This window comes from Bifidobacterium tsurumiense (genome assembly GCF_000741765.1).
GTDB classification, from domain to species: domain Bacteria; phylum Actinomycetota; class Actinomycetes; order Actinomycetales; family Bifidobacteriaceae; genus Bifidobacterium; species Bifidobacterium tsurumiense.
The window spans coordinates 88,512-113,480 of sequence record NZ_JGZU01000011.1 but is presented as its reverse complement, the minus strand read 5'-3'; the positions used below and the strand labels follow the sequence as shown (position 1 = coordinate 113,480).

The following is a 24,969-nucleotide window of genomic DNA, read 5'->3' as shown; positions in this document are numbered from 1 at the left end:
TGCCTAGGCCGACTATTGCGGCCAAACAGTGTTGATAGTGTTTTTCAATTCCGTAGCCGCAGCCAATGGATCGTCAGCTTTGACAATGCCACGTCCAGAAATGACGACTCCGACCGGAGAGCCTTCGAAGAACGGAAGGTCTGCAGCGTTCACTCCGCCCGTAATGGTGACGGTGAACCCCATGTCATGCAGTTCCTTGATGCGTTCGACGTCATCTTCTCCCCACTTCAAGGTTCCTGCGACCTCGGCGTCACGAGATCTGTGAACGATGACGTGCTTGGCACCAAGTCGCTTCCATTCCCTTGCCTGGTCCGCATCGTAATGCTCTCCAAGTTCGATCTGTACTTCACCGCCGAACTCGTTGGCGACCTTCACTACTTGTTCTACCGTTGTCATCGAAGCACCGGCCACAACAGACACCCAATTGGCTCCCGCCTCGAAGCAATTGCGGGCAATAAGCGCTCCGGCTTCGGCAATGCGCACATCGGCGAGAATCGTTTTATTTGGATACAATGCCCGGATTTCTCTGACAGCCCTCAACCCCTCGGCGATGATGAGAATCGTGCCACACTCGATCACATCAACCTGATCGATGGCTGCATTCAGAGGGCGCAAGGCACTGGCATATCGGTGGTGTCAAGTGCAATCTGCAACCGTGGTCTTTCGAGCTGCGTATTGATATCAGCCATGAGTTCAGCCCTCCTTCTTGAAGGTGAAGAACTCCTGAGCATTGCGCATCAGCAGCTTTTCAACATAGTCACGATCGAAGCCTTCGTCGATCATGCGTGGCCCGTCTACTGCTGGATTGTAGTCGACGCCTGAGGTTGCACCGTATGCCTTCTGATAGCCACGCTTGCCGGAATCAGTGCCCAGCAGGATTCGATCGGCATACCCATCCTCATAGAACGCCTTGAGTTCCATCATGCGGTTGGAATCAGGCTGGTACTTGATGCGGTTAGTGCCGTCGATTTCCAGATAGACCCCGAGTTTGAGGATTTGCTCCAGATAATACACATCGGCATTGCGCTGAATATGGCCGATCGCTATCTGATTTGCCGGCACGCCAAGCTCCAAAAGCGTTTGTGCTTGCTCGAGACCGCATGTGCCATAGGTGGTGTGGGTGTTGATCGGGCATCCGGTCTCGATGGCAGCCAAAGCTGCGGCTTCCATGCACTTGTGCTCGAACGGGGTGATCTTGCCATATGCCGTACCGATCTTGATGACACCGGCCTTGTATTGGGTGCGATTCACGATGGGGCCGGAATAATCATTGGCATCGATGCCTTCGCGGATGTCGGCAATCACCAGCTGTGCAATGTCCTTGACATCATAACGATTGATCCAGTGGGATTGCGTTTCCAGATACACATGCTCACGGTGGAATCCGGTGGCTGCAATAATCTGAAGTCCGTCTACGGATTTGGCCACCTCAGCCAACTTGTTGAGGTCACGACCGCAGTTGATCGGGCACATATCGACAACCGTGCCGCCCTTATCGCTCCACTGCTTGGAAGCCTTGGCAAAATACGTTGCCTCCTCAATTGCCTTGGGCACTGAATCAAGCTGATGGTCGCCGTCAATATAGACTTCGCCAGCTCCGACTCGAATCAGATGATCGTGGCTATCAACCACGCCTAGACTTTGCGGATCGACATCACCGAAAATGGTACGTGCAAAACCCATGATGAAACTCCTTTGTGTATGGGGTACGGCCTCGCGTCCGTTGCGTTATCGCCGTTGACATGGTTCACGATATGTGGTTTGCTCTGCGAAACAAAGGAGTTCCATGTACATATGTTTATGGGATTTTGCGATATGCAATGCGATAAAAGCGAAATAACCCTTAAATATTGCGGTATTTCAGAAGATATCGAACTAAATCAGACCATTAGAAAATAGAGTTATCATGTACATATGTTCAACGATGACATACTGTTAGCTACTCAGGAATCCCGCAAACACGTCGAATTGGTTCTGCATGTTGCCAGGGAATACTATCTGGAAGATCATTCTCAAGCGCAAATCGCCAAATCCATTGGATATTCAAGACCGAGTGTCTCTCGTTTGCTGAAGGAAGCTCGCGAACGAGGTATGGTCCATATCACCATAGGGCATTCATTGGAACGCATGCAGGCCTTGGAGCGCAAGATCCAACAAAGGTTTGGTCTCAAACATGTGCGAGTGGCGGAAGTACGACCTGGTGAAGATCCAGGTGTCGTTGTGCCCAGATATGCCGCCGCATTGTTTACTGAGATCTGCACGCCCGATTCATTGATTACCGTGTCCAATGGACGGGTTGTTGCAAATACCGTTCGCGAGATAATGCCGCAGAATTGGCCTGAAACCAATGTGACGCAAATGATTGGCACACTCTCGCCGGATAACCCCATGACCGATTCGCCAGATATCTGCCGCATGTTAGCGGACAGGCTCGGTGGCACCTACACATTGCTCCCCTGTCCTATGGTGCTGTCTTCACGCGATACGGCATCAGTCATGCGAAAAGAACCGCAAATCGCCACGGCGATCAAATTGGGAGGAGGTGCAGACGTGGCAATCGTTGGCGTGGGTGCAACCACCAGTGAGCGATCTGGCCATATCTTCGACGCCTATGTCGATAAACGTATGTCCGAACACATCCAAGCATTGGGAGCGGTCGGCCATATTTGCGGCCATCATATCGATGTACATGGCAACCATGTGCGCACACCACTGTGCGACCGAACGATCAGTGTCGATCTGGAACGATTGCGCAAAATCCCGAACGTTATCGGCGTTGCCGTTGGAAAGCGCAAGGTTGAAGCAATCAGGGCATGTCTCAATGGTTCGTTGCTGAGTTCGTTGGTCACCGATCATGAAACGGCTCAATTGTTGGCTGAAACGGCATAGGCAAGCCTCCGATATCAATGCGAAGAGCCATCAATGCGTAGGAAAGCTCCATTTTCGATTCCGCACGCAAGCTCATAACAGCTTGGAGGTAAGGCCAAAAGCAACACATCAAAACAATTTCCTCAAGGCCGTTGATACAGGTCCATGACGCATACATGTCAATGCACACGAATTTCGCATGGAAACAAGGCCATTCGACACGGCAGCGATTCAACAAGAACCGGAAATATCAACCTTTAGAGCGGTGCAACAATGAATTCGGGCTTCTGCCTTGCGACAGAAGCCCGTTCGAGCTCCCCCACCTGGATTCGAACCAAGACAAAGGGTTCCAAAGACCCGTGTGCTGCCATTACACCATGGGGGAACGGCGGAACGAATTCCGCCAAGTGTTTATTATGCCATACCATCTGACAAGCGACTTAGATACACGGCTAAATCATTGATATTTCAATGGTTCATAGGCGTGTCAGAAATAAATCCGAGGTATTCGTTTCATCAGTTGCGCATGCAATCAAGTATTCCCTGCAACAAAAGGAATGTGCATCGTTTGCACCTCGAAATACAAAATGGGTGCTGATTCATCACGACGAATGGAATCAACACCCAGCAAAATGACTTTTACTAGATCAAATACTTATGCAACAAGGCTTTTATGCAAATAAGAAGCCCTGACCGTGATGCTCTGGATATGTATCGAATAGCTCGGCCACGGAACCGTCTTCAAATACCGCACGAATCGCACTGCCAAGCAATGGCGAGATCGACAGCACAGTCAACCCGTCCCAGCGCTTCTCTTCAGGAATCGGCACAGTGTCGGTAAGCACAACTTCACGCGCACCGCATTCCTTCAAACGCTCCACCGCAGGGCCGGAGAGCACGCCATGAGTGGCGACAACGGTTACAGACTTAGCGCCAGCCTCTTTCAGTACCTTGCATGCGCCGGCAATAGTTCCCGCAGTATCGATGAGGTCATCTACCAATACGCAGTCTTTTCCATCCACATCGCCGACGACACGATTGGCAACAGCCTGGTTTGGTCTGGTGATGTCGCGTGTTTTATGCACGAATGCCAACGGCCCGCCGCCCAAACGCTGGGCCCACTGCTCCGCTACGCGGATACGGCCGGCATCCGGGGAAACAACCGTCACATTTTCCAATTGATTGGCAAAGCGATCTCGGATATAGTCCACCAAAACCGGCATTGCGATCAGATGGTCAACGGGACCGTCAAAGAAGCCCTGCGATTGTGCTGCATGGAGATCCACGCTCATAATGCGATCGGCACCGGCGGTCTTCAACAGATCGAACATCAAGCGGCAGGAAATAGGCTCGCGGCCGCGATGCTTCTTATCTTGACGAGAATATCCAAGCAATGGGCAAACAGCCGTGATAGAACGCGCCGAAGCTCGTTTCAAGGCGTCGATCATGATGAGCTGTTCCATTATTGACTTATTGATCGGATCGCAGTGGCTTTGCAAAACAAACACGTCCGCGCCACGCACCGATTCGGTATAACGCACATACATCTCACCATTGGCAAAGTCATATGCGGTTGTTTCCAGCACGTCAATGCCGAGCTGTTCGGCGACTGCAGCCGCCAACTTGGGATGTGCCCTACCCGTAACGAGAATTAGGTTCTTGTCCGGCTTACCTTCGAGGATTGCGCTCACCGTATCTCCAAACATCATTCGCTGAAGTTGTCTCGAACCATGGTACCCATTTGCGTTGACTGTAAAGCCCCTACGCTTTGCCGCAATACCAATACTTTCACAGTGCTTGTAAGCTCTTCAACGGCGTGTCAACACCGTCTCGGTTTTCATTGCAAATACAAACCGTGTTTGCCGATATATTGCACCACGCCATCGGGAACCAAATACCATACCGGTTCGTGACTGCTTGCACGCCGTCGCACATCAGTGGAGGAAATGGCCAAAGCAGGAATTTCCAAAGTATCCACTTTCCCATCAGGGATGTGCGCACCCTCAGGGCTGGAATATCCCGGTCTGGTCACGGCGACGAAATGAGCCAGCTCCCACATGCTGGCCGCATCTTTCCATTCCATGATTTCCGCAACAGCGTCGGCGCCGGTTATGAAGAAGAGTTCGGCCTGCGGGTACTGCTCATGAATATCACGCAATGTGTCGATTGTGTAGGTCACTCCTGGCCTGTCGATATCGACGCGGGAGACGGTGAATTTTGGATTTGAAGCCGTTGCAATAACGGTCATCAAATACCGATCCTCGGCATTGGTGACTTTCTTGTCCAATTTGAACACCGGCCTACCTGTTGGCACGAAAATAACTTCATCCAGGTCATACACCCATGCGACTTCGGAGGCGGCAACCAAATGCCCATTATGAATTGGGTCGAAAGTGCCACCCATAATGCCGATTCTAGGCCGGTCATGCCAATTGCCTCTCGTGGATCGCCTGCTGGTAGACGAGGTAACGCCGATACCCGGGACGGGGATCTCCGACATTTTTCGGGTTACCGAGACGTTGCCTTCTTCGTTTTCGAATGCAACATCCAAAGGGTCGTGAACAAAGGCGTCACTCATTGGGACTCCTTGGATTCAGCCTCGGCATCCTTGGTCTCTTCCTCGATCTGTTCTGCGGTGGGATCGTCTTCCTGCGGGTCGATTTTGCCCATATCCTCATCCCATTCTTCCTGAACGACCCTGCGGATCTCAGCAAAGGTCGGCAAAGGGAATCCGGCTGATACATGCGGCGCACTTCTGCCACACGTTCGGTGATACGGATGAGCGTATCGGTCATGCCATCGGCGTCGCCCTCGCGTTCCATCCGGCTGAATGATGCAATGTATTGCTCCATTACCTGCATATATTCCCGAACGGCATGATACTGGTCTTCTTCAATGCGGATTACTTCAGGCGAATCGGCATCCGGCCATCCAATAAGCACCGCATCCGAATACTCAAGCGAAGCTCGTTGTGCAGCCGAGGCAATGCCACCCTCGACCTGAACGAGAAATACATATCGGACGATGCTCAGCCGTTCTGCAGCCACTTTCAACGGCAGCATGGGGTCGTTGACATCGATGCCACGATCCGCTGCCAGTTCTTCAGCACTCATTGAAGTCATGGACGCACCTGCCCCGAACCATAGCCAATCCATTTGGTCGTCGTCATTTCACGCAGCCCCATGGGCCCACGAGCATGCATTTTCTGGGTGGAGATTCCCAATTCAGCACCAAAGCCGAACATGCCTCCATCCGTAAAGCGCGTAGAGGCGTTGGCAAACACCACTGCGGAATCGACACGGCTGGTAAAACGATCAATGGCTTCGTAATCCTGAGACATTATGGTCTCGGTGTGGCCTGTTGAATGCTGATTGATATGCGCAATCGCCTCGTCGATATCGTCCACCACTTTGATACCAATCGTCATGGCAAGATATTCGGTATCCCAGTCTTCATCAGTCGCATGAATGAGGTTGCCCCCATCGATTTTCTCAGCATCGATGATGTCGTATGCAGCCGTATCAGCGTGCATCTCCACGCCAGCATCACTGAGCGCCTTGGCCATCGCAGGTAGGAAATACTGTGCGACTTGCTTGTGCACAATCAACTTCTCGGCGGCATTGCACACTCCGATACGCTGGGTTTTGGCATTGATGACGATTGGAATCGTCTCTTCCAAATCCGCACCGCGATCGACATAGATATGGACATTGCCCGCGCCGGTTTCGATAATCGGCACCTTTGAGTTTCGCACAACAGCCTGAATCAACTTGGCGCTGCCGCGTGGTACCAACAGATCGATATGCCCACGGGCTTCCATCATGGCAGTCGCACCCGCACGTCCGAATTCATCAACCGTATTGACCAAATCGGCAGAGAATCCTTGTTCCGCCAACGCCTCGCGAATCGCATGAACCGTTGCTGCATTCGTCCTCTCGGCAGCGTGTCCGCCTCTGAGCAACACGGCATTGCCTGATTTGAGACACAATGCCGCGACGTCAACGGTCACATTCGGTCGTGCCTCATAGATCATGCCGATAACACCCATGGGCACCCTAATTTGGGTCAGACGAATGCCATTGGGCATGGTGTATCCGCGAACCACTTCGCCAATGGGATCAGGCAATGAAGCGACATGACGCATTCCCTCAGTCGCCTGATGGATTCGTTCTACGCCAAATTCCAATCTATCGATCTTGCCTGCGTCCATGCCATCGGCCTCGGCATCGCGGACATCTGCTTCATTGGCTTCAGCAATATTCCCCGCATAGGCATCAATGGCATCGGCTATGGCCAGCAATAACGCATTTTTGGTCTCACTGACTGCCTGTGCCAAATCTAGTTGGGCATTCGAGGCAGCATCGGCTCGCGCGCATACCTTTTCAAAAAAGTCTTGGTTCACGGCTTCGCGCTCTGCAATATTGGTCATAGCCCACAGATTACCGCAATTTCGGACAATATGCCGTCAATGGAGTGAACACTTCCCATATATGATTTCTCGTACAAAGATGAACCCTGGCTCAATGGCACATGTTTGCACGGCAATACGGATAATTTCCGTGGTCCAATGCATTGCAAGATATGGGATGCCGGTACGCAATGCCCTCGGATACGGCTAGAATGAGGCCAACCCTAGTAACTCTATATTCCAAGGACATCACGTGACCATCTTCCACAGCACGCGCAGTACCACTGACTCCTTGACCTCAAAGCAGGCCATCCGCAAGGGAATCGCCGATGATGGCGGTTTATTCGTGACCGACTCGCTCGGTGAACGACAAATAGATATCGCACAGTTGACCGGCAGGAGCTATCAGGAAATTGCTCTTGACGTGCTTTCAGCGCTATTGCCCGATTTCACGGAAGATGAATTGACTCAGTGCATCCACGACGCCTATGGCGAGCAATGGGCCGATGAAAGAATCACCCCGCTCAAGCCCCTGGGCGATGATTATGTTTTGGAATTGTTCAACGGGCCCACTTCCGCTTTCAAAGATGTTGCTTTGCAGATCCTGCCGCGATTCATGGCTCATACCACAGCTCAACAGGAAAATGAGCGGGTCATGATTCTTACCGCCACTTCCGGAGATACAGGCAAAGCGGCATTGGCGGGATTCGCCGACGTTCCAGGAACGGCCATCACCGTGTTCTACCCAGAAGGAAAGGTCAGTGAAGTCCAGGAATTGCAAATGACCACTCAGTCCGGTAGCAATGTGCAGGTATGTGCGGTTCGAGGCAATTTCGATGACGCCCAGAGCGCAGTAAAACGCATTTTCGGTGACACGCAATTCGCTCAGCAGTTGCGCAGCGAGTCGAATACGGTTCTATCTTCTGCGAACTCCATCAATGTCGGCCGTCTGGTTCCGCAGGTCGTGTATTATTTCGCTGCCTATGCACAGCTCCTGGAACAGCAGGTCATCAATGTCGGCGATGAAGTGGAATTCTGTGTTCCCACAGGCAACTTCGGCAATGTTTTGGCCGGATATTACGCCAAACTTCTCGGCTTGCCGGTCAAGCACCTCATCGTTGCCAGCGACAAAAACAATGTGCTTTTCGATTTCCTGAGCACCGGCACATACAACCGCCAACGCCCATTCTTCCAGACCATCTCACCGTCGATGGATATTCTCATTTCCTCGAATCTGGAGCGCATGCTCTATTACATGTCCGATAAGGACACGCGCCTTATCCAAATGTTGATGAACGATCTGAACCAATGGGGCGCATACGAAGTGCCTGAGGCAATGATGACAAAAATACAGTCGCTTTTCGGCTGTGGATGGGCAGATGAAGATCAAGTACGTGACTGCATCAAGGAATGCTGGGATCGCAACCACTATGTTATCGATCCGCATACAGCTTGCGGATACTTTGTTATGCAGCAGATCCCGCGCGATCCACTGACTCCTCGGGTTTTGCTCAGCACAGCCAGCCCTTATAAATTCCCGCGAGTGGTCAATGAATCTCTGGGTTTGGACACCACTGGAAGCGATTTCGATTGCATGGACGAACTCTCCAAGGCCACCGGAACGAAGGCTCCTGAAGCTCTACGCGACCTCGAACATGCAGAACTGCGATTCAACACAGTGGTGGATATCGACGGTATGGAAGATGCCGTTCATCAGGCGGCTCAAAGGAACTGACTCCCGTCACTTCTGACCACGGTATGACGGAATTGCAACAGGCCGTGTCCCAGTCTCCTCGAGATTGGGACACGGCCTGTTGTTATAGCCAACTTCAACCAGTCCGCTACCGCAAACACAGCGCGCCATGAATGGTCAACCAAGTTAAAAACTCACAAAACCAAAGGTGCGTTGGAAAAATCAAAAAGAACCCCGTCTGCAACTTCGCAGATCTGAGGCCACAGAGCATCCGAAGAATCATCATGCATAGCCCATGCTTTCATGCCAACGGATTGCGCCGCTTGCAACCCGGGAAGAATATCTTCGAATACCGTGCAATGATGAGGTTCAATATTCAATAACGATGCGGCATGGAGATACACATCAGGCTGGTCCTTGCCGACGAATTGGACGTCATCCGTACTGCAGATCTCATCGAAAAACTGCGCTATGCCGACATGGTCCATTGCAGGATCCCTCAATTGCGGCGGCAAGGTCGTTGCTACCGCGAGTTTTGCTCCACTAGCCTTGAGAGATGCCAGATATTCAACTGCATGCGGCTTGACTTCCACAATCGTGGCATACGCCTCGCGTGCCAATGCGTTCCACTCATCCATAAGGTCCTGGGGATCGTCGCTGAGATTGAATCGTGCGATAGTGTAGTCGGCTATTTCGCGAAACTGCATGTGCGAGACGGCTTGGGCATAATCTTCAGGGACGGCGATGCCTCTTGAATTCAACGACACATCGTCCACATGGTCCCACACGCCCATGGAATCAAGCAAGGTTCCATCAAGATCGAATATCGCCGCTTTGCCGATATTGTTGCCTTTCATACAGTCTCCTCGCATGGATTGTTACCTGATCCGCGTATATGACACATTGGTTGGCTAACATCGCACAGCTGAATCATGATGACTGCTTTACAATACTGGATCCAAGCAATTCCTTAGCATGTTCCAAAGATGTTTCCGATTCGGCACCCGACAGCATACGTGCTATCTCCATAACCCTGGCATCGCCCACGACTTGATTGACAGTCGTAGACACAGGGCTGTCACCATCTTCCTGCCCTTTGCTCACCACAAATTGCGACCCTGCCCATGAGGCCACCTGCGCCAAATGGGTGACCACGATGACCTGTGCACTCTGGGCAAGTCGTGCCAGACGTTTTCCCAGCTCAACCGCTGCTTTGCCTCCCACACCGGCATCCACTTCATCGAATATGAAGGTCATGTCCTGATGATCAGCATGTGAATCTGCCGCGGACAGTTCAAGCGCCAACATTAAACGACTGAGTTCGCCACCGGATGCACTCTTCCCCATAGGCAAGCGACCTGCGCCCGGATACGGTGTGAATAAGAACTGAACATCATCAATGCCGTTGGCGTCCAAAGCATTTTCGCCTGTGCGTTGCACGACTTCAATGTCCAGACGAGCGCCTGCCATTGCGAGGGAATCCAATTCCTTCGTTACAGCAGCCGAAAGCCTTGCAGCGGCATATCGACGACTTTCACTCAGCTTTCCTGCGACTTGCACAGCGGTTTCAAAGGCCTTTTCACGCTGTTCGCTCAGCTCTGCCAATTTCTGGGGAGAATCGTCCAAATCCTCTACTTCGAATTGAGCGCGATCGCGCCACTGCAAAACGTCATCCAGACTCGGTCCCCAGCGTCTTGTCAATTCGCCTAATTCATGAATGCGACTGTTGATGCCATCCAGATCATTGATATCACCGTCGATATCATCTTGCTCACTGAGCGAAAACACCACATCCGCCAGTTCATCATTCATCTGGCGGAGTCTTGAGACTGCTTCGTCATATGGTCCCGTGGCATGGATTGATTGCAATGCCTGTATGGCCTGCGCAATCAACTGAGATGCCCCTGGTTCATCCGATTCCGCTTCGACTTGTGATGCGTCCAAAGCAGCCAGCGCCTTATTGGTTCCCAAGGTGATTTCGGCCGCATTCTCTATACGCGAACGCTTGGCCTTGAGCTCATCGTCTTCGCCTGCATGGGGATCGACACGATTGATACGTTCGATGGACTCACGCAGATAATCCGCCTGCTGACGCATCGAGGCTTCTTGGTTGCTCAACCGTTCGAGCCGTTGGTCCAGATCGCGAAGCTCATTCCAAACCTGGGCGTATTGTGCCGTTATTTCAGCGTTATCTGCCACCATATCCAAGAATTCGCGCTGCCTAGAAGCAGATGCGATACGCAACTGGTCAGCCTGACCATGAATGACTACGACTTGTGATGCGATGTCCTGCAATACGGCGCGTGGGACGATATGCCCATTCAGCACAGCACGAGAACGACCACTGGCCGGAACCGTTCGGGAGAGGAATAGTTCCCCATCCTCCACATGCACGCCCGCCTCGATGGCGCTTTGCACAGGTAATGCTTCCTCATCCACACGAAACACACCCTGTGCCCAGGCTTCGTCAGCCCCTGTGGACACACGTCCTGATTGGGCTGATTCACCGGAAATAAGCCGTATTGCGCTCAGCAACATGGATTTGCCAGCACCGGTCTCACCCGTTATTGCAGTCATCCCCTGACTGGGTGCCAAGATTGCATGACGAATGGGGCCCAGGTTTCGGATTTCAAGCTCTTCAAGCATGTGAATTCTCTGCTCCTTGCTCCTCGACATGTGGTTGGCCGCCATCGGATTGATTCGGCGATGTCTCACCAAATGCTCCTGAAGAATCTGGATGCGCTCCGCTCATATAGCTCCGGCATTCACGACCTTGCACATATTTGACACCATTCGCCCTTTGAACCTCAGGAGTCTGCGATCTGACATGTTCGCGCCAACCTATAACAGGCAGATCAAACTTGGTCACCAAGCGTTCGGTGAATGGGGCGTCAGACAATCTGACCAACTGCAAAGTGTCCTTCGATTCTCGTATCTGTACACGCGAACCCTGAGGCAACTGGCATTTGCGCCTACCATCGCAGCTGACCACACCGCTTGTCGCCGATTGTTCCAGAACATCAAGTTCGAATGTGGAACCAGCGCCGACGATCAAAGGACGTGAAAACAGTGCATGCGCAGCCAGGGGCACCAATTGCAGCGCCTTGACATTTGGCCAGATAACAGGCCCTCCTGCAGAAAACGCATAGGCCGTCGATCCAGTAGGCGTGGAAACAATAACACCGTCACAGCCGAATGAGTTCATTTCCACATCATCGACACGGACGGACAGTTCAACCATGCGGTCAAGATCTTCATGCATCAAAGTGACGTCATTCAATGCCCAATCCTGCAACGGTTGGTCCTCTCCGGGAAGCCATACGTCAACATGCGCTATCATGCGTTCGTCGATCGAATATTCATGCGCAGCCACTTTGGAAATGGCTTCGCTGAGTTGGAAACTCTCAAATTCTGCCAGGAATCCGACATGGCCCATATTGATGCCCAGAATTGGCACCTGAGTGCAATGGACCAATTCGGCAGCTCTCAGTATCGTGCCGTCTCCTCCGAGAACAAGCACGAATTCAGTATCCGTATCAACGACAGTGGGTCGAACAGAAAAATCAGGCGCCTCGAGATTGTCGATTATGCTCACGTCAAAGCCGGCTCTTCGCAACTGGTCCACAGCTTCAGAGACCACCGTTCCGCTATTGCGAAGTCTGGAATGGGTTACCACCACTGCTCGTCGTCTTGCATTCATGTCACGCCTCATTTCTGCCAACCATCGCAGCCAGGAACCACCGCTAGGCTATATCCTAGCTGAAACACCGTTACAATAGCGTCAGTAACGCATATCGCCAAGCCGAAGAAGGAGCGTGCCGAGCGTATGGCGAAACTGGCTTTTGACGAGTCCTCCTCGAATAAGGAGACCTCGCGTGGATATGCCTGGTGGTTCTCCGGCGACACCTTTGAGCAAGCGGCCGCCGCCGATCGGAAACCACGGCGTCGAGACTTGCTGACCAATCTGGTCTCGCACCCCGGAAGGTTGACGATACTCTATTTGGTGACCTTAATCGTGATTGCCACTTTCCTTCTGCAATCGCCACTTTCCACACAATCTGGCTTATCCACTTCGGGCATCGTCGCATTTTTCACCGCTGTATCAGCCCTGTCCACATGTGGCATCCAAGTGGTGAACACCGCAACTCACTGGTCGACTTTTGGCCAAGGTGTCATACTGCTCTCAGTCCAAATGGGCGGGCTTGGAGTGATGACATTCGCATCGATTGTCGGCTTGGCTGCGAACAGGCATTTGAAGGCCTCACAAAGGTTGCTGACCGCCAATGAATTGGGCACCAATAAGCTCAGTGAAATAAAAGGCGTATTACGGGTCGTGCTGGGCACGACCTTCATCATTGAGGCCATAACATTCATCGCGTTGTTCCCGGGTTTGTGGCGCATCAATAAAGGCGATCTGATGCATACCTCATGGCAGGCGTTGTTCTTTGCCGTCGCCTCATACAACAACGCCGGATTCACTCCTGATATCGCAGGCCTTCATGTCGACAGCTGGGCCGTTGGCCTGCCCATATTATTCAGCGCATTCTGCGGTACTTTGGGATTTCCTGTGATCCTCAACCTGGTACGCTCAGCGAAACAACATAGGCCGCCTCGTCGTTGGTCCTTGCATACGAAGATCACATTGGCCACCACATTTTCCTTGCTCGCATTGTCTTTGATATGGTTCTTGGCCGTCGAATGGAACAATCCGCAATTATTCCATAATGCCGACGCTCCTCACGACTCCGCATCGCGCTCACCGCTGCGGTTATGCCAAGGACTTCGGGATTCGACCCCCTCGGTTATTCCTTTTGTGAGTGAACCTACCAAGGTCTTTATGAGCGCCATCATGTTCATAGGAGGCGGAAGCGCCTCAACAGCAGGCGGCATTCGTGTGACCACCTTTGCTGTGGTGCTATTGGTATGCCGTTCGGCTTTTACCGGCAAGCAGGATGTGAATGTGTTCCACAAACGCATAGCAGCTCAAACCCGCATGACCGCTGTGAGCGTTGCCGCAGCCTGCTTGGCATTGGTGTATGTCATTTCGCTATCCATTATGCTGGTGACCGGCGCAACGTTCAGCGCCGCATTATTCGATACCTGTTCGGCTTTCGGATTGGGCGGATATTCCGTCGGCGTTGCACAGGCAGGCAATCCTGCCGCATTGACACTGCTCGCAGCAGCCATGATCATAGGCCGATTAGGCCCGATGACAATTGCATATGCCATAAGCCGACCGCAACATTCCGAAGCGGTGCGTTACCCTGTCGAGCCGGTGGTCGTTGGCTAATCGATCGATGACACAAACAGTCACCGATCTTCGATAATTGATTTCCGCAAAATGCTGTCTTCCAGCGCTCATGCCGACGTGTCCAGCGATATGAAAGAATGGAAGCTAGCCACCATGCAGGGTCCCATCCCGGCATGAGTGCAATTGCAATGTGAAAGGCATCGAAATGGCACACACCAATAGAAGCGTACTGGTCGTAGGACTCGGACGGTTCGGGAGCTCAATAGCCACAACGCTGGATGAACAAGGCCAGGACGTACTTGCCGTTGATATCAGCGGAGAAATGGTGAATCGCTGGTCGCCGTATTTCCCGACCGCCCAAGCCGATATGACCGATGTCATTGCGTTGGAGCAGCTAGGCGTAAGCGACTTCGGAACAGCCGTTGTCGCCATTGGTGACAGCATCGAGGCGTCGGTTATCACAGCAGGTAATCTGCTTGATGCCGGCATCAATGATTTATGGGCGAAGTCCGTGTCAAAGGAACACGCACGCATTTTGCAGCGCATCGGAGTCCGTCACATCATCAATGCCGAGATGGATGCAGGCAAACGAGTCGGGCACTTGGTATCAGGCAATTATCTCGATTACATCGAACTTGAAGGCGTCCACTCAGTGGTCAAAATCCATACGCCGGCTCATGTCGCGGGGTACTCGATAGGCGATGTCAAGGTGCTGGACCGTTATGGCGTCACCGTTGTCGGCCTGAAAGCGCCTGGACGCGATTTCGAATACGGTTCGAAGGATCTGGTTATGCATCGCAATGACGAACTGGTCATTATGGGTACGCAAGACCAAATCGATCGTTTTATTCGAGGCTGAATCGGAACCCGTTCTTCAAAGGAATCTGGTAAAGCTATTTTGACTATCAAGCAATTGGCCGATGCCTCTCAATCATGCGAGACAACGGCCAATGACATGCATCGGTAGATAGGTATTTGTCTCCTACTGTTTCAATACCTTCTTGTACACTTCAATGGTCTGTTCCGCGATGCTCTCCCAGCTGAACAGATCGCGTGCACGCTCATATCCCGCCTGCCCCATGGCCTTGGCTCGTTCAGGATCGGACATAATGCGGTTGATGGCATCAGCCATATCATGAACGAATTTGTCAGGATTCGTGGGAGTTCCGGTTCCGTCATGCAATTGCTCGATCGGGACCAGATAACCGGTCACATTGTCGTCCACGACTTCCGGAATGCCACCCGTTGCACTTGCCACAACAGGAAGGCCACAAGCCATGGCTTCGAGATTGACTATGCCCAATGGCTCGTAGATGCTTGGGCAGATAAACGCATCACAGCCATGTTCCAAAGCATTCAATTCGGGCTTCGGCAGCATCTCTTCGATCCATATGATATTGCCTCGCTCTTCATCAAGCTTGGCGAAAGCAGATTTGACCTCTTGAGCAATTTCAGGAGTATCAGGAGCTCCGGCACACAACACCACCTGAATCTCAGAATCGACGAAATGCAGGGCCTGCAAAAGGTAAGGCAACCCTTTTTGCCGTGTAATACGACCAACGAACAGCAGAGTCGGCTTATTCTTGTCGATGTGGTATCGCTCGAAAACCTTCCACCCTTCATCGTCGGCAGAAGGAGTGGCAAAATCACTCAACGTGATGCCATTGTGCACCACATGCACTTTGTCAGGATCGACATTAGGATAGGCTGCCAGAATATCCTGCCGCATACCTGCTGAAACAGCAATAATGCCGTCGGCATGCTCATAGGCATCCTTCTCGGCCCACGAGCTCAGATTGTATCCTCCGCCGAGCTGTTCTCTCTTCCACGGACGGAACGGTTCCAGGCTGTGCGCTGTGATGATGAAGGGGATCTCATGCAATTGCTGCGCCAAGCGCCCGGCAAGGCATGAATACCACGTATGCGCATGAACGAGGTCGGCATCGACATCATTGGCCATCTGCAGATCCACACCGAAAGTCTTCAATGCCGCATTGGCCTGATCCAATTCGCTGACATTGTCATAACCCACCACTTGAAGGCTGCCTTGAGGGTTCTCACCAGGGATGGTGGGAATTTGGTCCGCGGTTCTGGGACCGTCGAAGGCACGTACTGTAACATCGATACGTTCGGCCAATACCTTTGCAAGTTCATCAACGTGAACGCCTGCGCCCCCATAGATATGAGGCGGATACTCTCGAGTTAGAATGTCAACTTTCATCGTGTCTCCTTTGCGAAGAGCTTCTTCGGCTCCCTTAACCAGTGTAGGGCTTCAACTCGTGAAGACCCGCGACTGATCCATAAGGACACTCATTGTTTTTCCTCTATTCGTGTAGATCATCATTGGCGGATTATGGTCATGCCTAAGGATTTAGGAACGCAATACTTTGTCCATTGACTTCCCTTTGGCCAATTCGTCGACGAGCTTATCCAACCATCGTGCCTGTTGGGTGAGCGGATCTTCGATATCTTCAACCCTGATGCCGCACACGACACCGGTTATCAATCCTGCATTGGGATTCATCCTCGGTGCATGAGCGAAAAATGTCCGATAATCCGTTTCTGAGTTGGACATCTGCTCCAACTGTTCCTGGGAATATCCAGTGAGCCAACGGATCACCTCATCAACTTCGTCTTTTGTCCGTCCTTTACACTCCACTTTGGTAACAAGCAACGGATACACCTGCGTGAAGCTTATGTCACCGATCTCTCGTCTTGCCATATTCACCAACTTTCTGTGCTTTTTCGGTTGGTTCAATCATGACAGAAAAACCGGCATATCGCTTGATATCATCTCCTGTTCTCTCACAGGCGATAATCCAGCGAATGCCGGTTTCATATTCACTAGACACAGGTGTTATGAATCGCTCCATCAAGGGAAGTTCCAAGACACCTTGTCTGCTCAGTACGATTCACACAGCCGTGCCATTGCCGTCAATATTGGGATTGTGTTTCGGATCTCCAGCCACAAAGAACAGACTGATCACTGCAACTGCGAAAACCGCTGAAATGGTGATGACCAACCACAAAGGCTTGGTGGGCAACCACATCACCACAAAGAAGCCTATGATCGACAAGGCGATAAGCGTCCAGCTGACGATGCGGAACCATTGACGCACTGAATGCGGCGCGTTCATTTCAGGATTGGCAATGGTAGGATCGCTCTCCTGCGTCGCCACAACCGTACTCGAGCTTGGCTTCCATTCCGCATCGCCATTCTCGATCAAGCGACGAGAACGTTCCTGCAATTGGTATTCATCCAGCATGCCGCTGCGTGCGCGGCCACGAGTCCTGTCATACTGTTGCGGAACTCCCTTATTTCCACCCTTAGCTGCGGCTCTGCGCTCAGCGCGATTCGGCATAGTCTTCTCCTTTGGAACTACCGGTCAGTGTTGCCTGACACCATACTCTACTGCAATCCGTGATGATTGTGCCAACCTCGAGTCGCCAACAGGTCAATGATCGGCAAGAATTCCGACTCATACTTGCGTTTACAAACCACACATTGCGAATAATCGTTCGATCATGCTGTCATTGAGCAATCTTCCGCGCACAGTCGGGATGAGCCTATTGTCATCAATCGTGGCCAATCCTTCCCTGACGAACTCGTCAGCTTGTTCGCGTTGGAATCTCCCGTAGCTGACAGCATCGAGGACGCTAAGATCAAGACCCTCACGCAGCCGGATACCCAGCATAATCGTCTCTTCCAGATGTTCCTTCTCTAATATGCGCTCGCTGCCTGCCCATGGGACATGCTCCTCACGCAGCGATTGCAACCACCAACGCGGATGGGCGATATCCCAGCTTCTCAGCCCATGCCGCATGTCGTTGCCCTGCGAACCATTAGACTCGTTCTTCACAGAGTGATTGACTTCAGTCGTTTCCGATTGCTCATCCGTATCTGGCTGCACTGAACCGTAATGGCTATGCGCCCCTGGGCCGATTCCAGCCCAATCAACATTGCGCCAATATCCCAGATTATGTCTGCTTTCATATCCAGGACGAGCCCAATTGCTTACCTCATACCACTCAAGACCTGCTGCGCTGAATAATTGATCGGCTATTTCATATTTCGCAGCTTCGTCATCATCGTCCGGCTTGGGCAAAATCCCCGCTGCTATTTGCCTACCCATCTTGGTCGTGGGTTCAACCGTCAATGCATATGCGGAAATATGATGAACTTGCAGTTCCAGAGCCGTTTGGACCGAAATACGCCAATCCTCGACGCTCTCCCCCGGTGCCCCGTATATGAGATCAACACTGGATTCCAGACCAGCGCGCCGAGCAGCAGCCACGCCACTGGTCACATTCTCCGGGGTATGCGTTCGATCCAAGGTTTTCAGAACATGAGGTACCGCAGATTGCATGCCGAAGGAAATCCTGGTGAAACCATTGCACGCAAGAGTGTCAATATATTGTTGATTCACAGTATCCGGATTCGCCTCGGTGGTCACCTCCGCATCCGCCTTCACACCCCATATGTTTCGAATGGCATTGAGCATCGCCGCAAGATCCTCAGCAGGAAGAATAGTCGGGGTGCCGCCTCCAAAGAACACCGTGTCGGCGGCAGGTTCTTCAATGCCATGGTCCAATTGCCATCGGCGGACGAGTTCCATTTCCCTGATCGCCTGTTGCGCATAACCTGTGCGAGTGGCGCCGCCACCGAGATCTCTGGCCGTGTAGGTGTTGAAATCGCAATATCCGCAGCGTCGCATGCAAAATGGCACATGCACATACACTTCAAAAACCATAACCATCTCCTTCAAGCAATCGGCAGACATCGATTATGCGCAACAAATAGGCGGCAGAACCAACCGGGCATTGCCCACAGGTCCGCCGCCTTTCCAATGCTGCGTTATTGTCAAGACTCAGTTCTCGCTCTTCTGAGCAGCACGAATCTTGTCTTTGGTGTCACGATCGGAGGCACCATCACTTGTCGCCAATGCCGCAACAAAGGCTTCCTGTGGCACCTCCACATGTCCCAGCATCTTCATGCGCTTCTTGCCGGCCTTCTGCTTCTCCAGCAGCTTGCGCTTTCGTGTGATATCGCCGCCATAACATTTGGCAAGCACATCCTTGCGCAATGCGCGAATATTCTCGCGTGCGATGATTCTCGATCCGATGGCGGCCTGAATCGGTATCTCAAATTGCTGCCGAGGAATAAGCTCTCTCAGTTTCTTCGTCATCTTGACACCGTAGCTATATGCCTTGTCACGATGCACAATGGCGCTGAAGGCGTCGACCTTCTCGCCTTGAATCAGGATATCCACCTTCACAAGGTCGGCTGACTGTTCGCCATCCTCGTGGTAGTCCAAAGATGCATACCCCTTGGTTCGGCTCTTCAACTGATCGAAGAAATCAAAGACGATTTCAGCAAGTGGCATGCGGTAATGCATTTCCACACGTTCTGTGCTGATGTATTCCATGGTGCCCATCTCACCACGATGCTCCTGGCACAGATCCATCACTGCGCCGATGAACTCCTTCGGGGTTATGATATCCGCTGCCACCATGGGCTCCACGATGCTCTTGATCTTGCCTTCGGGGAACTCACTCGGATTGGTCACATGGTGCAATGTTCCGTCTTCGGCAGTAACCTCATACGGCACATTGGGGGCCGTGGAAATCAGATCAAGACCGAATTCACGGCTGAGTCGTTCCGAAACGATTTCCATATGCAACAGGCCAAGGAAACCGCAACGGAATCCGAAGCCCAAAGCCACCGATGTCTCAGGTTCGTATATCAATGCCGCATCGTTGAGCTTGAGCTTGTCCAATGCCTCTCGCAAATCGGGATATTGTGCATTGTCAATGGGGAACAATCCCGCATACACCATCGGTTGAGGGTCTTGATAGCCTTCCAAAGGCTCGTTGGCCGGATTGACCGCCGAAGTAATGGTGTCGCCGACCTTTGACTGGCTGACATCCTTCGCTCCTGTGATGACATAGCCTACTTCGCCGGCGCCCAGGGCCTTGGTCGGCATCATTTCCGGACTGATCACACCGATTTCGATGGGATCGTGTGTCATGCCTATTCCCATCATATGGAGCTTTTCGCGGGCTTTCAGTTCGCCATCAACCATTCGGATATAGGTCACGATCCCTCGGTACGAGTCGTAGACCGAATCAAAGATCAGCGCGCGTGCAGGGGCATCCGGCTTTCCTGTCGGTTCTGGCACCTCCATGACGATGCGGTCGAGCAGCTCTTGCACCCCTTCGCCGGTTTTGCCGGAAACACGCAGCACTTCTGATGGATCACAGCCGATAAGTCCGGCGATTTCCTCAGCATGCTTTTCTGGTTCGGCACTGGGCAAATCGATTTTATTCAAAACCGGGATGATCGTCAGATCATGGTCGATGGCCATATACAGATTCGAAAGGGTCTGCGCCTCGATGCCCTGTGTTGCGTCGACAAGCAGGACCGCACCTTCGCATGCAGCAAGTGCGCGAGATACCTCGTAGGTGAAATCCACGTGTCCAGGGGTGTCGATCATGCCGAGTGTGTATTCCGTGCCATCAACGGTCCAGGGAACGCGCACAGCCTGGGATTTGATGGTGATGCCTCGCTCCTGCTCGATATCCATGCGGTCGAGGAAACGATCATGCATTTCTCGCTGCGAAACGATCCCCGACATTTGCAGAATACGATCTGCAACAGTTGATTTGCCGTGATCTATATGGGCGATAATGCAGAAATTGCGAATCAGCGACTGATCGGTAAAACCTGGCTTGTTCTTCGGTTCAATCACCTAATCCGTCTCCTTTACGCTCGATATGCACAACGATATGACACATTAATTCCAAAGCAACAAGTCTAACTGCCCCCTTGGGCATTGTCATTCCTACGCAGTCCCCTGATGCACTGAAACGAAGCCAGTTGGTCTGGTATTATCCACAAGGAAAGCGACACTCTCTGCCCACTCGCATATTATCCCGATGGCGTGTTAGTATGAACGTTTGTATGTCCTTATAGTAAACGTCGTTTGGAGTAACAGTGGCAAATATCAAGTCACAGAAGAAGCGCGTTCTCACCAATGAGAAGGCACACAAGCGCAATGTGTCCGTGAAGTCCGGACTCAAGACCGCTATTCGCGCAACCCGCGAAGCTATCGAAGCCGGCGATAAGGCCGCAGCTGAGGCAGCTTTCAAGATTGCATCTCAGAAGCTTGACAAGGCTGCCGGCACTGGTGTCATCCACAAGAACCAGGCTGCCAACCGCAAGTCCGGTCTCGCTGTGGCCATTAACGCCCTCTGAGTCTTGGCTCTCGTTTCGGGTTGCATGACCTGAACGAACTTCGCTCCCGCCCCCAAAAAGGAAGCGGGAGCTTTTGTTTGATCTAGGCAGTGATATCGTTCCCTGAATCATCAACCTTTTTCCCGCGGCCGGCTCGCAGTCTGCCGAGCGTGCGAAATTCGCCGGGCAAGTAACTGTGACTGCGGACCACTGCGCCGGGAACGATAAGATCGAATTTCACCGAGATCAAACGCAATGCGACCACTGTAGCAACAATCACCATGTCAAGAATCATTTCTTCTCGAAGGCCCAGCAATCCTGCATTGACGGCCTTGCCGACGAATACGGTGAGTACGCACCCTATCGCCGAAGGAACCGCGTACCAGTGCTTATCTCGCATAACAAATGGGACTTCGTTAAGCAGCATGTCTCGAACCAGTCCCCCGCCCAAAGCGGTGAACATGCCGAGGAAAACCGCCGTCATCCCTGAAGTGTGATGCATCATTGCCTTTGATGTGCCATTGACCGCAAAAAGGCCAAGCGCCAATGCATCGAAGGCGATCATAGACCACTTGAGATGGTCAACCTCTGGATGAATAATAGCGACTGCAACTCCTGAGGCCAATGCAGTAAGCACAAAACCGCGATCTGCGATACCGACGGGCGGCAAAGAACCGAGCATAACATCTCTGATAATGCCGCCGCCAAGGGCAGACATCCATGCCGTGAGAACTATGGCGAAAAGATCAAATCCCTTGCGCACCGCAGCCAAGCCGCCGACCATGCCACAACAGAAAATAGCAGCATATTCTATACCCAGAAAGAATGCATTGCTTTCCAATGCCACTTCCATGCTCACTCCATTCGAGTCATGAACTTCAGGTTCTGTGTTTGCGACCAAGATGAGGGTACATCACCCTGCGGTTCGACGCGCGTAATCCTTGAACGCACATCTGTTGGGTAAGACACCTCATGCACAATCCACCGTTAGGCAGGCACCTCATACACAATGCGGGAAACAGCATAATTGCCCAAGCATTGTGACTTGCAGGATGAAGACAGCAATATTGTCTTTCCCTAATCACTTCAAAGCCATAGAGAACCTGCCTCAAGCATAAAAATGGCAATCTCGCCGAATCGCAGGTATAACGCTTGTTGCAATGCCGCGCTCAATTTCATATTCCAACAACCGGCAATACTGCAAAAAGGCGATATGGAATATCCATACCGCCTTCAACCGTGGACTCAGTCCGAATCAAAGCATCGCTTCTCGGCTCAGCACACCTTCCACATCCAGTTATGCTTGTCTTCGACCTCGCCCAACTGAATGCCCAATAGTTCATCACGCAGAGAGACCGTGAGCTCACCAGTGGCATTGTCGGAAACGGTCACATCGAATTTCTCGGACTTGAAGCGCCCGATTGGGGTGATGATTGCCGCGGTACCACAAGCGAATACTTCGGTGACCTCGCCTGACTTGATGTCTTCAAGCAACTGATCAAGTCGGATCATGGTCTCGACCACATCATGGCCGCGATCCTGAGCAAGCTGAATCAGAGAACGGCGGGTCACACCCGGCAAAATATTGCCGGTCAGCGATGGCGTTTCCAAATGGCCATCCTTGTGCACCACAAACATATTCATGCCGCCCAGCTCTTCCAGATAGGTCTTGGTGGCAGCATCGACGAAGCATACCTGCTCGCAGCCGTTATCAATGCCTTTGTATTCACCCAGAAGCGAAGCGGCATAATTGCCACCGCACTTGGCGAATCCGGTGCCGCCAGGGCCGGTACGGAACCACTTGTCTTCAACCCAAATGCTGACCGGCTTCACTCCACCTGGGAAGTAAGGGCCGGAAGGTGAGGCGATTACACAGTAATCCACCTCTTGCGGAGCGCGAACGCCAAGGAATGGCTCAGATGCGAACATGAACGGACGCATATACAAGGTGTATTCGCGACGGGTCGGAACCCATGCACGATCACGTTTCACCAAAGCCGCCACAGAACCGAGGAAATCCTCGGTTGGGAGCTCAGGAAGGTAGAGGCGCTTGGAGGAATTCTGGAAACGTTCGGCATTGGCATCAGGACGGAACAGCCACACTGAACCATCCGAATGATAGTATGCCTTCAGGCCTTCGAAGCATTCCTGTGCATAATGCAGCACAGAAGCACCCGGGTCCATCTTCAGCGGAGCATACGGTTCAATCCGCCTGTCAGACCAACCCTCGCCCTTCGTCCAGCTCATGTGTGCCATATTGTCTGAGAACACCTGGCCGAAAGCGGGCTTGTCAATCAGTTCGGCACGCTTTGAATCCGAAGCCGGATTGTCATTTGGCAATACGGTGAACTTATCCGCATAGGAATTCAGTTCTTGAGGATCAAGGTGAGATTGTGCTGTCATATTCACTTCTTCTACGTGGGAACCGTGCCAGCGGCTCCATCATCGTTTACCATCGTCAGGGCTTGCCGCCCTTGTCATGCTACTGTTCCACACTTCAGCGGATGAGTAGCCATAAACGTTCACATTATGAAAAGAGGGCCACTTTCGTGACCCCCCTTGCAACATCGTATCAATCCGATGCCGTTAGCGCATTATTCAGCATCTGCCTCAGCTGCAGGAGCCGCCTCTTCAGCTGCAGGCTCAGCAGCAGCGGTGGACTCGGTGGCATCCTCAGGAACCACTACGCTGACCACTGGCTCTTCCATGGCATCGCCATCGAGTTCAACGCCTTCAGGCAGCTTGACATCCTTGACGAGGATCTTGGTGCCGTCGACCATGCCGTCAACGTCAACCACGATGCGCTCAGGCAGGTTGGTGACGTCAGCACGAACCTTGAGCTCCTGCATCTCAACGAATGCAACAGCAGCACCCTTCGGGGTACCTTCAACGAAGACAGGCACTTCGACGTCGATCTTCTCGCCGGCCTTGACCTCATAGAAGTCGATATGCTCAACGATGCGCTTGACAGGGTTGCGCTGCACGTCCTTGACCACCGCAGTGCGCTTCTCATCGCCGAAGGAAATGGTGAACAAAGCATTGGTACGACGCAAAGCCAGAGTGGTCTCACGCATAGGCAATGCGATGAATGCAGGTTCAGCGCCACCAGCGTAGATAGTCGCTGGAATCTGCTGTGCCACGCGCATACGGCGGGCAACGCCCTTGCCGAACTCGGTACGTACTTCACCCTGAAGTGCAATAGTATCAGTCATGATATTCCTTTTATTTAGGCCAACTGATCAAGCTGGCGAAATGTGTTGTTCTGGCGCGCCGACGCGCCAACGGAACACATCACACGGAATACCGCACGAGTACTGCCATCAGCTCAGTCGATAACGGAGATCCCTCTCCCTCGCCAAAGCGCAGCGGATGAAACATCCACCAAAGCAACAGCTCACCAGTATACAGCATGGCCGGACGTGTGGCATCCGAAGCCGTTCCGCTGATGCACCGCTGGGTTGCTTGCTCTCACCTAACTCTTCGCGCGTTGCATAACTTGCAACCTGGAGTTGGCG

The 24,969-nt window shown here is 52.3% G+C and carries 22 protein-coding genes, 1 tRNA gene and 1 pseudogene; 5 read left to right on the top strand and 19 right to left on the bottom strand.

All coding sequences use genetic code 11. The features are described 5' to 3' along the window. Window positions 1–12: 12 nt before the first annotated feature. Both BITS_RS05420 and BITS_RS05415 read right to left on the bottom strand, forming a co-directional pair. Entirely contained in the window at window positions 13–615 is a 603-nt protein-coding gene (locus BITS_RS05420; RefSeq protein ID WP_202961125.1) for an orotidine 5'-phosphate decarboxylase / HUMPS family protein, read from the bottom strand. Window positions 616–693: 78 nt separating this feature from the next. After that, window positions 694–1,683, bottom strand: coding sequence for a phosphotriesterase family protein (locus tag BITS_RS05415; RefSeq protein ID WP_026642059.1), 990 nt, complete (start codon window positions 1,681–1,683; stop codon window positions 694–696). Window positions 1,684–1,914: 231 nt separating this feature from the next. Here BITS_RS05415 and BITS_RS05410 point away from each other — a divergent pair, with 231 nt between their 5' ends. Continuing rightward, window positions 1,915–2,889, top strand: coding sequence for a sugar-binding transcriptional regulator (locus BITS_RS05410; RefSeq protein WP_026642058.1), 975 nt, complete (start codon window positions 1,915–1,917; stop codon window positions 2,887–2,889). Window positions 2,890–3,182: 293 nt separating this feature from the next. Here the strand turns inward: BITS_RS05410 and BITS_RS05405 are convergent. The 5 genes and pseudogenes from BITS_RS05405 to BITS_RS05385 form a co-directional block, all read right to left on the bottom strand. Then, window positions 3,183–3,253, bottom strand: a tRNA-Gln gene (locus BITS_RS05405). Between the two features lie 286 nt (window positions 3,254–3,539). Continuing rightward, window positions 3,540–4,574: a ribose-phosphate diphosphokinase gene (locus BITS_RS05400; protein WP_044259566.1), complete on the bottom strand. Its 1,035-nt coding sequence runs from the start codon at window positions 4,572–4,574 to the stop codon at window positions 3,540–3,542. Window positions 4,575–4,705: 131 nt separating this feature from the next. Next, window positions 4,706–5,368, bottom strand: a complete 663-nt coding sequence (gene nadD / locus BITS_RS05395; protein ID WP_229774904.1) for a nicotinate-nucleotide adenylyltransferase — start codon at window positions 5,366–5,368, stop codon at window positions 4,706–4,708. Window positions 5,369–5,442: 74 nt separating this feature from the next. Further along, a pseudogene (locus BITS_RS05390) lies at window positions 5,443–5,930 on the bottom strand (phosphoribosylglycinamide synthetase). A 56-nt stretch (window positions 5,931–5,986) separates the two neighbouring features. After that, window positions 5,987–7,297 carry a glutamate-5-semialdehyde dehydrogenase gene (locus tag BITS_RS05385; RefSeq protein WP_034533796.1) on the bottom strand — a complete coding sequence of 437 codons (1,311 nt, stop codon included), beginning with the start codon at window positions 7,295–7,297 and terminating at the stop codon, window positions 5,987–5,989. Between the two features lie 232 nt (window positions 7,298–7,529). Here BITS_RS05385 and thrC point away from each other — a divergent pair, with 232 nt between their 5' ends. Further along, window positions 7,530–9,011 (top strand): threonine synthase, encoded by a 1,482-nt coding sequence (gene thrC / locus BITS_RS05380; protein ID WP_026642053.1) that lies wholly within the window; start codon window positions 7,530–7,532, stop codon window positions 9,009–9,011. 152 nt (window positions 9,012–9,163) lie between these two features. On the opposite strand, the gene BITS_RS05375 is transcribed toward thrC, so the two are convergent. The 3 genes from BITS_RS05375 to BITS_RS05365 form a co-directional block, all read right to left on the bottom strand. Further along, a complete protein-coding gene (locus BITS_RS05375; RefSeq protein WP_026642052.1) occupies window positions 9,164–9,811 on the bottom strand; it encodes an HAD family hydrolase in 648 nt (215 codons plus the stop codon). An 88-nt stretch (window positions 9,812–9,899) separates the two neighbouring features. Continuing rightward, window positions 9,900–11,615 (bottom strand): DNA repair protein RecN, encoded by a 1,716-nt coding sequence (recN, locus tag BITS_RS05370; protein WP_026642051.1) that lies wholly within the window; start codon window positions 11,613–11,615, stop codon window positions 9,900–9,902. Next, window positions 11,608–12,669: an NAD kinase gene (locus BITS_RS05365; RefSeq protein ID WP_081693513.1), complete on the bottom strand. Its 1,062-nt coding sequence runs from the start codon at window positions 12,667–12,669 to the stop codon at window positions 11,608–11,610. Before BITS_RS05365 ends, recN begins: the two co-directional genes overlap by 8 nt. Window positions 12,670–12,795: 126 nt before the next feature. Between BITS_RS05365 and BITS_RS05360 the strand changes: the two genes are divergently transcribed. Further along, window positions 12,796–14,259: a potassium transporter TrkG gene (locus tag BITS_RS05360; RefSeq protein WP_081890984.1), complete on the top strand. Its 1,464-nt coding sequence runs from the start codon at window positions 12,796–12,798 to the stop codon at window positions 14,257–14,259. 166 nt (window positions 14,260–14,425) lie between these two features. Further along, window positions 14,426–15,079 carry a potassium channel family protein gene (locus BITS_RS05355; protein ID WP_026642049.1) on the top strand — a complete coding sequence of 218 codons (654 nt, stop codon included), beginning with the start codon at window positions 14,426–14,428 and terminating at the stop codon, window positions 15,077–15,079. A gap of 123 nt (window positions 15,080–15,202) precedes the next feature. Here the strand turns inward: BITS_RS05355 and glgA are convergent, their stop codons facing one another. The 6 genes from glgA to lepA form a co-directional block, all read right to left on the bottom strand. Further along, a complete protein-coding gene (gene glgA, locus BITS_RS05350) occupies window positions 15,203–16,441 on the bottom strand; it encodes a glycogen synthase (RefSeq protein WP_026642048.1) in 1,239 nt (412 codons plus the stop codon). Between the two features lie 150 nt (window positions 16,442–16,591). Next, window positions 16,592–16,942 (bottom strand): DUF2200 domain-containing protein, encoded by a 351-nt coding sequence (locus BITS_RS05345; protein WP_026642047.1) that lies wholly within the window; start codon window positions 16,940–16,942, stop codon window positions 16,592–16,594. After that, entirely contained in the window at window positions 16,920–17,108 is a 189-nt protein-coding gene (locus BITS_RS09105; protein WP_156097484.1) for a hypothetical protein, read from the bottom strand. Before BITS_RS09105 ends, BITS_RS05345 begins: the two co-directional genes overlap by 23 nt. 24 nt (window positions 17,109–17,132) lie before the next feature. Beyond that, window positions 17,133–17,582, bottom strand: coding sequence for a hypothetical protein (locus BITS_RS05340; RefSeq protein ID WP_026642046.1), 450 nt, complete (start codon window positions 17,580–17,582; stop codon window positions 17,133–17,135). Between the two features lie 129 nt (window positions 17,583–17,711). Then, window positions 17,712–18,971, bottom strand: a complete 1,260-nt coding sequence (gene hemW, locus BITS_RS05335; protein WP_026642045.1) for a radical SAM family heme chaperone HemW — start codon at window positions 18,969–18,971, stop codon at window positions 17,712–17,714. Between the two features lie 117 nt (window positions 18,972–19,088). Continuing rightward, on the bottom strand, window positions 19,089–20,969 hold the full coding sequence (gene lepA, locus BITS_RS05330) for a translation elongation factor 4 (protein WP_026642044.1): 1,881 nt from the start codon (window positions 20,967–20,969) through the stop codon (window positions 19,089–19,091). A 245-nt stretch (window positions 20,970–21,214) separates the two neighbouring features. Here lepA and rpsT point away from each other — a divergent pair, with 245 nt between their 5' ends. After that, window positions 21,215–21,475: a 30S ribosomal protein S20 gene (gene rpsT, locus BITS_RS05325; RefSeq protein WP_026642043.1), complete on the top strand. Its 261-nt coding sequence runs from the start codon at window positions 21,215–21,217 to the stop codon at window positions 21,473–21,475. An 82-nt stretch (window positions 21,476–21,557) separates the two neighbouring features. Here rpsT and BITS_RS05320 read toward each other — a convergent pair whose 3' ends face one another. The 3 genes from BITS_RS05320 to BITS_RS05310 all read right to left on the bottom strand — a co-directional run bounded on the left by BITS_RS05320 (window position 21,558) and on the right by BITS_RS05310 (window position 24,666). Next, window positions 21,558–22,307 carry a trimeric intracellular cation channel family protein gene (locus BITS_RS05320; protein WP_044259550.1) on the bottom strand — a complete coding sequence of 250 codons (750 nt, stop codon included), beginning with the start codon at window positions 22,305–22,307 and terminating at the stop codon, window positions 21,558–21,560. Between the two features lie 422 nt (window positions 22,308–22,729). Next, complete coding sequence (locus BITS_RS05315) at window positions 22,730–23,857, bottom strand: branched-chain amino acid aminotransferase (protein ID WP_026642042.1); 1,128 nt, start codon at window positions 23,855–23,857, stop codon at window positions 22,730–22,732. A gap of 191 nt (window positions 23,858–24,048) precedes the next feature. Beyond that, a complete protein-coding gene (locus BITS_RS05310) occupies window positions 24,049–24,666 on the bottom strand; it encodes a 50S ribosomal protein L25/general stress protein Ctc (protein ID WP_026642041.1) in 618 nt (205 codons plus the stop codon). Window positions 24,667–24,969: the final 303 nt, after the last annotated feature.